Consider the following 13,875-nt stretch of genomic DNA (forward strand, 5'->3'; position numbering starts at 1 on the left):
TGTCACCAGTAGAATACCGGGAACATGCTTTAGCAGCTTAAATATTTAATTTTGTCTAACTTTTGTCTTGCACTTCATTCTGGGTTTATACCAAGAAAAAATATCTAGCTTTTTTTAAATATTTTCTTGACTTAAAGTTAACTTTAAGTAGTTTAATGGTTCCTGTAATCAATTAATAAGAAATCAAAAACAAAAAGGAAGTATATAGAATGGCAAAATATGAGGAATTAAAAAACAATGGAGTATTTCCAGTTGGAGATAAGAATGAAGCTTATGCTCAATATTTTATCGGTCAAAGTTATCTCAAAAATTTGGTATCAGCTGATGACAATATCGATGTAAATGTTGGTAATGTGACGTTTGAACCAGGATGTCGTAATGACTGGCACATTCATCATGATGGATTCCAAATCCTCTTGGTAACAGGTGGTGAGGGATGGTATCAAGAGGCAGGTAAACCAGCTCAATTGTTGAAAAAAGGTGACGTGGTAGCAATTCATGATGGCATTAAGCATTGGCATGGTGCAACTAAGGATAGTTGGTTCAGTCACGTTGCTATTACAAAAGGTAGCTCTGAATGGTTAGAAAAAGTTACAGATGAAGAATATAACAAACTAGATAAATAAAGGAGAAACTAAATGTCAGTAAAAAATAAAGTAGTTGTAATAACAGGTGCATCATCAGGTATTGGAGAAGCCACAGCAAAACTTCTAGCAAGTAACGGCGCCAAGGTAGTACTCGGTGCTCGTCGTGAAGAGAAATTAGCTAAGATTGTTAAAGAGATTGAATCGGATGGCGGTATAGCAGCATATAAAGTTACAGATGTTCGTGATCCTCAAGAAGTTAAGGACTTAGTTAAACTAGCAAATGATAAATATGGAGCATTGGATGTTATCTTCAACAATGCTGGTATCATGCCAACTTCACCAATCAGTGCCTTACATACTGATGAATGGAATGACATGATTGATATTAATTTGAAAGGTGTTCTTAATGGAGTTGCGGCCGTAATGCCAGAATTTACCAATCAAAAACATGGTCATATTATTACAACGTCGTCAGTTGCAGGTATAAAGAGCTTTCCTGGTGCTGGTGTTTATGGAGCAACTAAATTTGCAGTTAGAAACTTGATGGAAGTTATCCGGACAGAAAGTGCTCAAGAAGGGACTAATATTAGAACTTCGACCCTATATCCAGCCGCAATTAATACTGAACTGTTAAACACAATTACAGATCAAGATGCTAAAAAAGGTATGGATGCATTGTACGACCAAGTCGGAATTGCTCCAATTTCGATAGCACGTGTAGTTAATTTTGCAATTGATCAACCAGAAGAAGTTAACGTTAACGAATTTACTATTTATCCAACTAAACAAGCCTAAAACTTCGTTTAACGACAAATACCCTAGCATTTACTATGTAAATACGGGGGTATTTTATATTATAAATCTATTTACCGATAAATAGTTTAGGCGGTAATGCTTGTAAGAATGTAATGCCAAGAATTAATAATGCTCCTGCTATTTCGGCAGGTCCAACGTGTGTGCTAAGAAGAGTAACCGACAAAATGGTAGCTGTCAAAGGCTCAAATGCGCTAAGCATACCGGTTGTTGTAGCGGTTAAATAATTCAAGCTTTGAAGATAAAATAAATAAGAAAACATTGTACCACCAATGATGATAAAAATTATTAGCAACCAGGCTTTTGTAGTCAAATGTGGAACTTGATTCAAGTGTGCAACTGGTGCGAAGACAATTCCACCTAACAACATTGACCAGCCAGTAACAATTCTAGCGTCAAAGTTCTTAAGTAGTTCGCGTGGCAATAGGGTATACGAAGCTTGACTTATACCTGAACCAACTCCCCACAATACGGCAAGTGGTGATAATGCCAAGGTATTCCAACGACCATGCGTTACTAACAAAAATGTTCCAATCAGTGCTAGAACAATAGATATCATGTCGATTCTACGAGGCATTTGAAGATTGCGTAATGATAAATACAAAATAATAAATAATGGCCCTAAAAACTGTAATACAGTAGCCGTTGGAGCATTGCCATACTTAATTGCCATGAAATAAGTATATTGTGCTGGTAACATTCCTAGTAAACCGAAACACAACAATTGAAATATGTATTTTGGCTTTTTTAAAATACCGAATAGTTCCTTAGGCATTGCTATGCCACACCAAATAAGTAACAAAATACCGGCCAAAATTAACCTTAATCCGACTAACCATTGGGTCGGAATATTCTCAAAACTAAATAAATATTGTGCTATACTACCGGAAAATCCCCATAGGACTGGACCAGCAATAGCGTAAAACAAACCTTTTTGTTGATCTGTCATAAGTACTTCCCCCCTTAATCATTAACTCATATGCTATCACATTATTATCGTTAGAAAAGAACATACGGTATACTTAAATCAACAAAATATAGGGGGAATACAAAATGCTTAGTGTACAACACGTGAGTAAGAGTTTTGGTAATTTAAAAGCTCTAGATGATATTAACTTCACGATACCTAATGGTCATATTTTAGGATTGATTGGGCAAAATGGTGCTGGTAAATCTACAACATTTCACAGTATCCTTAACTTCTTGCAGTATGACGGTAAAATAACTTGGCAAGATAAGCCAATAACTGAATCTGTTTTTGACCAAATCGGTTATTTACCAGAAGAACGAAGTTTAATGCCTAAATTAACGGTGGAGCAACAAATTGTTTATTTAGCTAGATTAAAAAATAAATCGGCCAAAGAAATTCGACCACAGATCGATACTTGGCTAAGGAAATTTGCCGTTAAAGGTACTAAGAAAGACAAGATCAAATCGTTATCTAAAGGTAACCAACAAAAAGTTCAGTTGATTTGTACACTAATCCATAACCCTAAATTAATAATTTTAGATGAGCCCTTTAGCGGACTGGATCCGGTTAATTCAGACTTACTGAAGCAGGCAATTATTGATGCCAGAGATAATGGAGCTTCGATTATCTTTTCTAGTCATGACATGGAGAACGTTGAAGAAGTTTGCGATAGTTTAGTTATGTTGAGGAATGGTCAGATAGTTCTTGATGGAACCGTGGGGGATGTTCGTGATACATTCGGTAAAACCAGATTGTTCGTTACGACTGACTGGACTGCTGACAAATTGTCTGAATTACCACATGTTGTTTCAGTGACGCAACGTGAAAAGAATCGTTATTTGTTGGATTTGGATGATGAATCCGCCGGTAAAGATATTTTTGACGAATTAACTCATGGTCAATATATTGAGGAATTTAGTCAACAGCCACCAACGTTGAATGAAATATTTAGAATGAAGGCTGGTGATCGTAATGAATAAGCTTTGGATTGTAACCTTTGAAACTTTTTTAAGACAAGTCAAGTCATGGGGATTTGTGGCATTGATAATAGGTCCCTTTATTATTTTTGGAATTAGTATTGGTGCTGGATATATGAGTGCTAGCGGTGCAAGTCATAGTGATGATATTGCAGTTTTTGGTCAGAGTGAACTAAAGCAGGCTTTTGTTAAGCAAAATAAAGATGATATTGATACTAGTATTAAGTCGGTAAAATCAGCAAAGAAAAAAATAAAAGACAATAAATTATCAGGATATTTGATTTTGGAGACGAATAATAATCAAGTATCTGCAACGTATCATGGATCTAATTCTATGAGCAACAGCTTGAAAAATAAACTGACAATTTTTACTAGCACAGTTCAACAACAATTGAATTACAGTACAGCACAGCTTTCAGCAACTCAAGCTAAGTCATTGCAGCAGCAACCAAAATTCAAGGAAGTAATAACTAAGAAGACTGGGACTGATAACTTGGCTAAGATGATTTCATTTTGGATCATGGTTATCTTAGTTTATACGATCTTAGTGACATACACTTCTATTACTGCACAGGAGATTGCTTCTGAAAAGGGTACTAAGATAATGGAAGTCATCTTCTCTAGTACCACTGCAACTAAGTACTTTATTGGTAAGGTTCTGGGAGTAATGATGGTTATTGTCACACAAATCCTGATTTATGTAATAGGTGGTTGGGGGATGTTCTCATTTGCCCAACATTCTAGCTTAACCAAGACTGCACTTGCGCAAAATAAAGATCTTATCAGTGCGGTTTTACACAATCTGTTGAGTATTAACTTAGTATATTTGTTACTAGGAGTTGTGATTTATACTATTTTGGCAGCATTATGTGGAGCCTTAGTAGCCAAATCAGAAGACGCGTCTAAAGCTGCTCAACCAGTTACAATGCTCAGTATGCTGGCATTTTTCGTTACATTCCCATTCCAGAATAATATGGATGCATTGATAGTTAAGATTTTGTCGTATGTTCCATTCTTCTCATCATATTTCATGCCAATGCGTGTTATTAACGGGGATGCATCACCAATTGAAATGGCAATTTCACTGCTAATCTTAATTGCCACAATATTCTTGATGGCATATTATATTGGTAAGATTTATCAAGGTCTAATGTTACAAACGGATGATTCTAGTTTTTGGAAGAGACTTAAGCGTGGAATTGCTTATAACAGATAAAAGAGCGTGGTAAAATATGTTTAACTTCTGAGTATAACCTAAAACAACCTCGTATTTACGTAAGTAAATGCGAGGTTGTTTGTAGTTAAACGGAAGAAGTTGTGTTTTGGCGCGCGTTTACGCTGCCAATTTAATAAACTTTAAGGTTATTTCACAGCATCTTTTTAGTAGCTAAAATATTAATCCATATAGTTGAACAGCTAAGATGGCACCACAGATTGGTGCTACTACAGGAACCCATGCGTATTTCCATTGGCAAGTACCCTTGTGTGGGAATGGCAACATAGCATGAAGTAAACGTGGACCAAGATCACGAGCTGGATTAAGAGCTGGACCAGTAGGACCACCGAATGAAATAACTAGACACATAACTAAGAATCCAAGACCGATAAAGTCGGCACGAGGATCAATATGGTCTGAAGTAAGTGAAACGGCACCGAAAACAAGAATGAAGGTACCAATAAATTCGTTAATAAATCCGTTTAAACGGCTGTTTTCTGCATCAATTGTTGAAAATGTTCCTAAGATAGATTCAACATTCTCTGTCTTGTTGTAGTAAGGCTTGTAAGCTGCTACAACCATGATTTGACCAAAAATTGCTCCCAACATTTGAGACAAGATGTATGGGCCAACTTCTGCCCACGGGAATTCATTATTGAAGGCTAAGGCTAATGTCATAGCTGGATTGATCTGTCCACCTGAAACAGGACCGAACATCATGGCTGGAATCATAACACCAATACCATAACCAAAACCAATCAAGATCCACCCACCGTGAAATCCCTTAGTACCTTTTAATTCAACGTTGGCAACTGAACCATTACCTAGAGCTACCATAATTGCGGTTCCGATAAATTCCGCAATGCAGCGCGTTAATAACGTATAGTGCATTAAATTATACCCCTAATAAATTTTTTTATTTGTAAAAGTGATTTAGACAATAAAAAATTGCCCCAGAAATGGAGCAATTAATTAACATATTTGCTTGAATAAATCAAATTTTACGAACAACATTTATAAGTGTACCATATAAATCCTTTTTCATAATAGATTAATTAGAAAACTGGATAGTTTAGTAATAGATGGCTATAATTGAAGATAAATTTTAAATAAGAGGTAGTGGATATGAAAGTTCTTAGCTTGGTAAATTTGACAGATCACCAGAGAGAAAGAATTGAGAAAATCCCTAGTGTTGAGCTAACAGTAGCTTCACCAGAGAACGTTACAGCAGCTGATTTAGACGATGTTGAGGTTTTATATAACTGGTCTAATTCATTGAAGGACGGTATTCTGAATAGTTCTAATTTAAATTGGATTCAAGTCGTTCGTGCAGGAGTAGAATCATTACCTTTGCGTGAATTATCTGAAAAAGGAATTACGTTGACTAACGGATCAGGTGCTAATGCAATTAATATTGCGGAACAAACAATAGCTTATATGCTAATGTTGATGAGAAATATGCATTTGTCAGTTCTACATCAAGCAAAGAAAGAATGGAAGTTCGATGAGCCTTATGACGAAGTATATGGCAAGACTGTTATGATCGTTGGAGTTGGTCATGTTGGGAGTAAGATTGCGCAATATGCTAAAGCTCTTGGGATGAGAACCATCGGAGTTCGTCGTTCTGAACAATCTGATGTAAATATTGACGAAATGATTCCGATGTCAGAATTTAAAGATGGTGTAAAACACGCTAATTTTGTCATTAATGCACTACCTGATACTGATGAAACAAATGGTATTTTTAACGCAAATTTATTTGATCAAATGTCTAAAAAAGCTTTTTATATCAACATTGGTCGTGGAAAAACAACTAGTATGGATGACTTAGTTGATGCTTTACAAGAAAAGAAAATTGCGGGTGCGGCATTGGATGTTGTAACACCTGAACCACTAGATGAAGACAGCCCATTGTGGGAAATGAAGAATGTAATTATTACTCCTCATAATGCCGGAACCAGTGTACACTACGCTGAACGTGCTTTTGATATTTTTAAGCGTAATTTGAAGTCGTACGTTGAAAATGGTGAAGTTGTTGAGAATGTTGTTAATTATGATGAAGGGTATTAAAAGAGAGTGTAAAAAGCCGGGAGATTGTAGAGCGTGTCGATAGACGGGAACTCCTGAGCATTACCTAGGATAAGGAAGGTGCCAACGTAGTTGGTGCATTTCTTATCCGTAGTAAGCGGAGGGAGTTGTCTATCGTAAGCGCGTTTCCGCCTCCGAACAAAAACAAAGAAGTCGCTATGAGGACCGGTTCGAGCCTGAGAAGCGGTCTCGAATCTCGATTTTGAACTTTGCGAAAAACGCAAATTTCAAAATACGTCCAGTGGAGTAAGCGATGAATCTCTAACACCACTACCACAGCGGACTTCTTAGTGTTTGTTCTCCAGCTTAGATTTAGGAGTTCTATTCCGATTTCAATAATATGTCTGATCACAAGAATGTGATTAGACATATTTTTTAATTCGTCACAAAAAAGTCTAACTTTCTTAAGATGGATTAAACAAATAGGCGGTAGTCTTAGTGTACAAAGCAAAAAGGAGTGTTGCCTATGCGTTGGATACCTTTATTAATAATTTTAATTTTATCGTTTTTAAATGGGGCTTACATTCTGGATAATATAAAAGAATTTTATAATCGAAGAATAGCGTTAGTTAGTTTGTTTTATATGACTTTCTTAGGAGTTATTTTGTTTACACCATTGTCATTTGATGGAACTAATATTTATATTATGCCCGCCGGTATTGGACGAGTGAACTTGTATCATATTAATTATGACTTAGGTTTCTTAGAGAATATCGTGTTGACCGTACCGCTAGGATTCTTGATCAAACAAGCCTTTTCTAATTTGTCATTGGGCTCAATGATCCCTATCGGTTTTATTACAGGAACTGGTATTGAAACAATGCAGTATTATTTGTCCCATGTATACTTTATCAATCGTACTAGTGATATTAGTGATGTAGTTGCTAATGGAATTGGTATCGTTATTGGTGCAGTGTTGTTATTAATGTACCAGTATACTTATGAGAGACAGTTATCGAATAGATTGGTAATTAATTAGGTCACAAAAAAAGGTAGACGGCTTTAACTTTTAAGTTAGCAGTCTACCTTTTACTTTTCACTTTCTAATTTGTCCGTCACCTTGAACTAAGTACTTAGTAGTAGTTAATTCGTTGGCACCCATGGGACCTCTGGCGTGTAGCTTTTGTGTACTAATACCAATCTCAGCACCGAAGCCGAATTCATTTCCGTCTGTAAAACGTGTTGAGGCATTAACATAAACTACAGCAGCGTCAATTTGTTTCATAAACTTGCGACTTGCAGCGTAGTTTTCTGTGATGATTGATTCACTATGTTTTGTATTATATTTGTTGATATGCTTGATAGCCTCATCTAAGTCATCAACGATCTTAATTGCAATAATGTAATCATTATATTCAGTATACCAATCATCTTCAGTAGCGGGGATGATATCAGGTACGATTTTAACCGCTTGATCATCACCACGTATTTCAACATTGTTATCCTTCAAAGTTTGATATAGTTTTGGTAGGAACTTTTCAGCAATGTCTTTATGTAAGACGACTTTTTCAGCGGCATTACATACTGATGGTCTTTGGACTTTGGCATTAATGATAATTGGCAAAGCCTTGTCTAGGTCGGCGTCTTTATCGACGTAGATGTGACAGTTACCGGCACCAGTTTCAATGATTGGAACTTTGGCTTTATTTACGACCATTTTAATGAATTTTCCAGATCCTCTAGGAATTAGGACATCAATATAATCAGTTAATTGCATCATTTCATTGGCTATTTCGTGGCTAGTGTCTGATACTAATTGGACTGCATTTTCAGTTATACCAATCTCCCTTAAAGCATTACGTAACGTATCAGCCAAAACAATATTTGAATTAATGGCTTCTTTACCACCACGTAAGATTACCGCATTACCTGCCTTAAAGCATAGTCCAGCCGCATCAACCGTTACGTTAGGACGAGCTTCATAAATCATCCCTATAACTCCAAGAGGCACACGTTCTTGGACGATATCTAAACCAGTAGTTGTAGTCCAGCCACGGTCGATTTTACCAATAGGATCGGGTAGGGCAACGACTTGCCTTAATCCATCCGCCATGCCAGCAATTCGATCTTTGTCTAACATTAATCGATCAATCATTGCTTTAGCAATGCCATTACTTTTGGCATTTTCGATATCTTTTTTATTCTCAGAAATAATATTGTCTGTATTGTCTATCAAAGCATCAGCCATTTTTAACAATGCGTTATTTTTTTCGTTAGTTCCTAGTTGTCCCAAATCAAACGAGGCACTTTGAGCTTTTTTACCCATATCAATCAAATCAATCATGATATGACCTCCTAAATTTTTGTGAATAATGTTCCAACTGTATCACCTGATAAAATGTTAAAGATAATGTCGGGGTCTTTGCCATTTGCGAGAACCATTTGTTGATTGTGTTTTAGAATTCTTTCAGCAGCCTTTAATTTAGTTGTCATTCCACCAGTACCAAACTTAGTTCCATGGCCACCTGCGGCAGCAATGATGTCAGAATTAATTGTTCTAACACGATCGATTAATTTTGCATCAGGTACTTTGAGTGGGTTTGCAGTATAAAATCCGTCGATGTCAGATAGCATGATTAATAGATCGGCATCAACCAAGTTAGTAACGATAGCTGATAATTGGTCATTGTCACCGAACTTTGTTAAGTGATCCAATTCTGAAACAGTAATAGCGTCATTTTCGTTGACGATAGGAATCGCATTGGGCATCCCCAATAGGGCTTGGAAGTTGTTCATTACATTAGTATGACTTTCAGGATAGTCTATTACGTCCTTAGTTATCAACATTTGTGCAGCACACATTCCATACTTATGAAGTGCTTCATTGTAGATTTGAATCAACTCGGCCTGTCCAATTGCGGCAACAGCTTGTTGTTGAGAGATTTTGACAGGACGACTATCGAGATGAAGAACGCCCATTCCGACTCCGATAGCACCGGATGAAACTAAAATAACATCCTTGCCGTCTTTTTTTAAAGTACTCATAACATGGGCAAGTTTGTCGATGACCTCTAAGCGAACCTTGCTATTTTGATGTATGAGGGTACTTGTACCCACTTTTATTACGATACGATCTGAAATTAGTTTGCGTTTGTTTTGCATGTTTATCACCATTTTAGTAGAGAGTGGAACAAAACGGGTAACTTCCGAGCATTACCTAGGATAGTGGATTTGCCACGCAGTGGTGAAGTCACTATCCGTAGTAAGCGGAAGAAGTTGTTTTGTGTAACTCGTTTTGGAAAACCAGATTGAGTTTCTGAAACGAGTTCCGAAAACCAGATTCCTGCGCCTGCTACGATTAAGAAATGCACCACTTCGTGGCACCTTCCTTAACCTAGGCAGTGCTCAGAATCTCCCGGTTTTCTCCACTCTCTAAAACTTAAACTCCCGATTATAATATTCTAAATACATATCCTGAGTTCTCGCCAATGTTACTATTTTTGTAACACTAGCGTTGTTCGGTTCAGGGAGTGTCATCGGATTTTGCGGTTCAACTACACCGAGTGCAGCGGCTTTTGTTGTAAAGCCGTGAGTAACGACAATGTATTTTTTATCAGGTGTATTGAGAGTCTTTTCTAGCATAAATGATTTAACACGTGCTACTACTTGTGGGAAAGTCTCACCCTTTGTTGCAACTTCAACATAGTCAGGTAGAACATCATGAAGGTGTTTATCAAAATAACGTGGATATTTTTCGCGTAATTCAGAATTTTTTTGTCCGTCCCACTCTCCATATGATATTTCGAGAAGACGTTCGTCAGTGGACATCGGTAGATTGTAGCCTTCATTTAATATTTGAGCAGATTCTAATGTTCTATTAAGAGGGCTGTGAACTAATTCGTCAGCGAAGCTAATATTAAAAACTTCGTGCAATTTTTTCATTTGACTCTTACCAGTATCGTTAAGATTACTTATGGTTGTGTTTATTGTACCTTGCTTGATATCTTCGGCATTAGCGTCTGTTTGTCCATGTCTGATGAAATAAAATTCTGTCATTTTGTTCTCCTTCTGTTTGACTTTCTCCAATTGGATTGTTAAAGTATCTTTAAGTTTATTGGAGGTAAATTAATTATGACTAAACAATTACATTTTAGCTTAATAAGCTCCTCCTTGTCTACACGGTTATCCATGTAGGCCTATTAAACTTCCGGTTAAGCCCTCATGGATTCATGATTTTGAAGCTGTGAGGGCAATAATTCAGACTTTTGTTTGGGAACTCTCACATCTTCGTGAGGGTTCTATTTTTTTATTCTAAAACAAAGGTGGAAATAAGAATGACAGTTTATAATTTTTCAGCTGGACCAGCTATGTTACCAAAACCAGTATTAAATCAAATTAAAGAGGACATTCCTTCATTTAATAATTCAGGTATGAGTGTCATGGAAATATCTCATCGTTCCAGCTTATTCGACAATGTAATTGGTGACGCTGAGGCGGATTTAAGAGAACTGATGAATATACCTAATAATTACAAAGTCTTGTTTTTGCAAGGTGGCGCAACATTACAATTTACGGCGCTACCTCTTAACTTAGCAACCAAATACAATCATATTGGATTGATCGATACCGGGCACTGGTCAGTTAGAGCTGGTGAAGAAGCTGAAAAAATTGGAACTGAAGTCACAACTGTAGCGACATCTAAAAATTATGATTACCATCAATTGCCTGATTATATTGATGACGGCAATCAATATGACTATATTCATTTAACCACTAATAACACTATAGAAGGAACTGCATTTGATAAATTACCAAAAACTGATCAAATCTTAGTTGGAGATATGTCTTCTAACTTCTTAGCTCAGCAATATAGAGTAGAGGATTTTGGCGCCATTTATGCTGGTGCACAAAAGAACTTGGGCATTGCTGGATTAACTGTTGTTATCGTAAGGGATGATTTGATTGGTAGTAAGGATTTGCCAAGTATGTTGGACTATCAACTACTAGCTAATAAGAACTCAATGCTCAATACACCACCAGTGTTCGCTATTTATGTAGCCGGATTAACTCTGAAGTGGCTGAAGGATATTGGTGGAATTGCCGAAATGGAAAAAATAAATCGTGCTAAATCTAATCAGCTGTATCAATTCCTAGACCAGTCGAAGATGTTTAATAATTTGATTAAGGATTCAGACCGTTCTTTAACTAATATTCCCTTTGTGACTGGTAATAAAGAACTCGACCAAGAATTTATTAAACAAGCGGCCGCTCGTGGATTGGTTAATCTTAAAGGACATCGATTAGTAGGTGGTATGCGTGCAAGTTTGTACAATGCGATGCCAATTGAAGGTGTCACTGCTTTGGTTGACTTTTTGGATGAATTTGAAACTAAACATCAAGAGGAAATATAATATGACTTATCAAGTAAAAACTTTTAATGCAATTGCTAAAAGAGGGCTAGATACTTTCAGCAGTGATTTTCAAATTAATCAAACTAATAATGCGGATGCATATTTGATACGTTCAGTTAATTTGCGTGATGCACAGTTTCCTGGTTCTCTTAAGACAATAGTTCGAGCAGGGGCGGGTACGAATAACGTTCCAATTCATCGAGCAACTGAGGCTGGTATTGCAGTATTCAACACACCAGGAAGCAATGCTAATGCTGTGAAGGAATTGGTAATATCATTGATGATTTCTGCTTCAAGAAATATTTTTGCGGCGAATGAATATTCTAACGATCACGTTGGAGCTGATATTTCTAAGCGTACCGAAGTTGATAAGACTAAGTTCAATGGTACAGAATTGATGGGTAAGAAGTTAGCCGTTATTGGATTAGGTCATGTGGGATCACTAGTCGCAGAAGCTGCCCTAGAGCTTGGTATGAATGTTATCGGATATGATCCATATTTATCGACAGATGCGGCATGGAACATCAACAATCACGTTGATCGTTCTAAGACAATCAAGCAAGCGGTAAAAGATGCTGATTATGTGACAGTCCACGTACCGAAGAATAATGAAACAGATAAGTTGATTGATAGGGATGTCGTCACTGCTATGAAGAATGGTTCTATACTATTCAACTATTCTAGATTAGGGATTGTTGATAATGAAGTGGCACTCGAAGCTGTGCTGGATAAGAAGTTAAAGTATTATGTAACTGATTTTGGTGAGCCAATTATTGCTGATCAACCTAATGTAATCATTACTCCGCACATCGGTGGTTCAACATTAGAAGCTGAATCCAATGGGGCAACGCAAGCAGCTACTACAATTATGAGATATTTAGAAACTGGAGATACGATACAATCAGTTAATCTTCCTGGAATGAAAGTCCCATTTGAAGCACCATATCGATTCACCATTATTCATCAGAATGTTCCTAACATGGTAGGTCAGATAACGACAATATTGGCCAGAATTGGCATTAATATTGCGAGTATGTCTAATGCTGCTAAGAAGGATACGGCATATACAATCATTGATGTGGATAATTTGAATGATAATAGTTCGGAATTATTACAACAAATTGATAAGATACCTGAAGTTTATCGTGCTCGTTTAATAAAACATAAGTAATTTACTGTCAATCTATATCTAGGATATGTTACAACTTTTGTATAAGTATTAAAAAAGGAGGGATAATATTAAAATGTATAAGGTACTTATCGTTCTCCACGATGGGGATGATTATATTAGGATGAATAAAGTATTTGTTGAAAATATGCCAGTTGCTGGTCAATACATAATTCATTCTGATGGATTGCCATATTATGTTGAGGAAGTAACAACATTTGTTGGTTATGTAAGTAGTAAAGGTGCAACAACCATCTTAGTCGTCCATCCAGCTCCCAAGGATGCACCAGTTAATAATTTATATGGCATTGATATTGAGCGTGATATGGATGATTCTAATAATTCTTAGTAATGATATTAAAGAAGCTCGCCACGGAAAGTAATAATTATTTTCTGTGACGAGCTTTTTGAATTTGTTTTGATTTTTCTGAAATGAGCTACGAAATCCAAATTCCTGCGCCTGCTACAGATAAGTAATGCGTCACTTCGTGCCACCTTCCTTATCTTAGGCAGTGCTCAGAATTTACCCGGATTTCTCCGCTCTCTGACTGAAATGAGCTACAGAAGGGCAAACCTCTGCGCTTACTACGATTAGCGACTTCACCACTTCGTGGCAAAATCACTAATCTAGGTAATGCTCAAGGTCTAAACGCCCTTCTTTCGCTCTCTGACTTTTGAAACGAGTTGCACAAAACAACTTCCTCC

Annotated in this window: 14 protein-coding genes; 9 read left to right on the forward strand and 5 right to left on the reverse strand. The window is 36.7% G+C overall.

Annotation, left to right across the window (positions count from 1 at the left end):
• Positions 1-209: 209 nt before the first annotated feature.
• Both EKM79_RS06185 and EKM79_RS06190 read left to right on the forward strand, forming a co-directional pair.
• Positions 210-626, forward strand: a complete 417-nt coding sequence (locus EKM79_RS06185; protein ID WP_125566976.1) for a cupin domain-containing protein — start codon at positions 210-212, stop codon at positions 624-626.
• A 12-nt stretch (positions 627-638) separates the two neighbouring features.
• Positions 639-1,382: an SDR family oxidoreductase gene (locus tag EKM79_RS06190; protein ID WP_125566978.1), complete on the forward strand. Its 744-nt coding sequence runs from the start codon at positions 639-641 to the stop codon at positions 1,380-1,382.
• A gap of 67 nt (positions 1,383-1,449) precedes the next feature.
• Here the strand turns inward: EKM79_RS06190 and EKM79_RS06195 are convergent, their stop codons facing one another.
• The gene (locus EKM79_RS06195; protein ID WP_125566980.1) at positions 1,450-2,349 is read right to left on the reverse strand and encodes a DMT family transporter; all 900 of its coding nucleotides are present in this window, start codon (positions 2,347-2,349) and stop codon (positions 1,450-1,452) included.
• A gap of 104 nt (positions 2,350-2,453) precedes the next feature.
• On the opposite strand from EKM79_RS06195, the gene EKM79_RS06200 reads away from it, so the two are divergent.
• Together EKM79_RS06200 and EKM79_RS06205 are read left to right on the forward strand one after the other, a co-directional pair.
• Complete coding sequence (locus EKM79_RS06200) at positions 2,454-3,350, forward strand: ABC transporter ATP-binding protein (protein ID WP_125566982.1); 897 nt, start codon at positions 2,454-2,456, stop codon at positions 3,348-3,350.
• Positions 3,343-4,563, forward strand: coding sequence for an ABC transporter permease (locus EKM79_RS06205; RefSeq protein ID WP_125566984.1), 1,221 nt, complete (start codon positions 3,343-3,345; stop codon positions 4,561-4,563). Before EKM79_RS06200 ends, EKM79_RS06205 begins: the two co-directional genes overlap by 8 nt.
• Positions 4,564-4,734: 171 nt before the next feature.
• On the opposite strand, the gene EKM79_RS06210 is transcribed toward EKM79_RS06205, so the two are convergent.
• Positions 4,735-5,454 carry an MIP/aquaporin family protein gene (locus EKM79_RS06210; RefSeq protein WP_125566986.1) on the reverse strand — a complete coding sequence of 240 codons (720 nt, stop codon included), beginning with the start codon at positions 5,452-5,454 and terminating at the stop codon, positions 4,735-4,737.
• A 234-nt stretch (positions 5,455-5,688) separates the two neighbouring features.
• Here EKM79_RS06210 and EKM79_RS06215 point away from each other — a divergent pair, with 234 nt between their 5' ends.
• Together EKM79_RS06215 and EKM79_RS06220 are read left to right on the forward strand one after the other, a co-directional pair.
• A complete protein-coding gene (locus tag EKM79_RS06215; RefSeq protein ID WP_125566988.1) occupies positions 5,689-6,633 on the forward strand; it encodes a D-2-hydroxyacid dehydrogenase in 945 nt (314 codons plus the stop codon).
• A 601-nt stretch (positions 6,634-7,234) separates the two neighbouring features.
• Positions 7,235-7,630 (forward strand): VanZ family protein, encoded by a 396-nt coding sequence (locus tag EKM79_RS06220; protein WP_246005642.1) that lies wholly within the window; start codon positions 7,235-7,237, stop codon positions 7,628-7,630.
• 57 nt (positions 7,631-7,687) lie between these two features.
• On the opposite strand, the gene EKM79_RS06225 is transcribed toward EKM79_RS06220, so the two are convergent.
• From EKM79_RS06225 to EKM79_RS06235, 3 genes are all read right to left on the reverse strand, one after another.
• Positions 7,688-8,935 (reverse strand): glutamate-5-semialdehyde dehydrogenase, encoded by a 1,248-nt coding sequence (locus EKM79_RS06225; protein ID WP_125566993.1) that lies wholly within the window; start codon positions 8,933-8,935, stop codon positions 7,688-7,690.
• An 11-nt stretch (positions 8,936-8,946) separates the two neighbouring features.
• Entirely contained in the window at positions 8,947-9,753 is an 807-nt protein-coding gene (gene proB / locus EKM79_RS06230; protein WP_125566995.1) for a glutamate 5-kinase, read from the reverse strand.
• A 270-nt stretch (positions 9,754-10,023) separates the two neighbouring features.
• A complete protein-coding gene (locus tag EKM79_RS06235) occupies positions 10,024-10,647 on the reverse strand; it encodes a histidine phosphatase family protein (protein ID WP_125566997.1) in 624 nt (207 codons plus the stop codon).
• A gap of 278 nt (positions 10,648-10,925) precedes the next feature.
• Between EKM79_RS06235 and serC the strand changes: the two genes are divergently transcribed.
• From serC to EKM79_RS06250, 3 genes are all read left to right on the forward strand, one after another.
• Positions 10,926-12,002: a 3-phosphoserine/phosphohydroxythreonine transaminase gene (serC, locus tag EKM79_RS06240; protein WP_125566999.1), complete on the forward strand. Its 1,077-nt coding sequence runs from the start codon at positions 10,926-10,928 to the stop codon at positions 12,000-12,002.
• A gap of 1 nt (position 12,003) precedes the next feature.
• A complete protein-coding gene (locus EKM79_RS06245) occupies positions 12,004-13,173 on the forward strand; it encodes a phosphoglycerate dehydrogenase (RefSeq protein ID WP_125567000.1) in 1,170 nt (389 codons plus the stop codon).
• 73 nt (positions 13,174-13,246) lie between these two features.
• Positions 13,247-13,519: a LysR family transcriptional regulator gene (locus EKM79_RS06250; RefSeq protein ID WP_125567002.1), complete on the forward strand. Its 273-nt coding sequence runs from the start codon at positions 13,247-13,249 to the stop codon at positions 13,517-13,519.
• Positions 13,520-13,875 lie beyond the last annotated feature (356 nt).

This window comes from Companilactobacillus insicii (assembly GCF_003946015.1).
GTDB classification, from domain to species: domain Bacteria; phylum Bacillota; class Bacilli; order Lactobacillales; family Lactobacillaceae; genus Companilactobacillus; species Companilactobacillus insicii.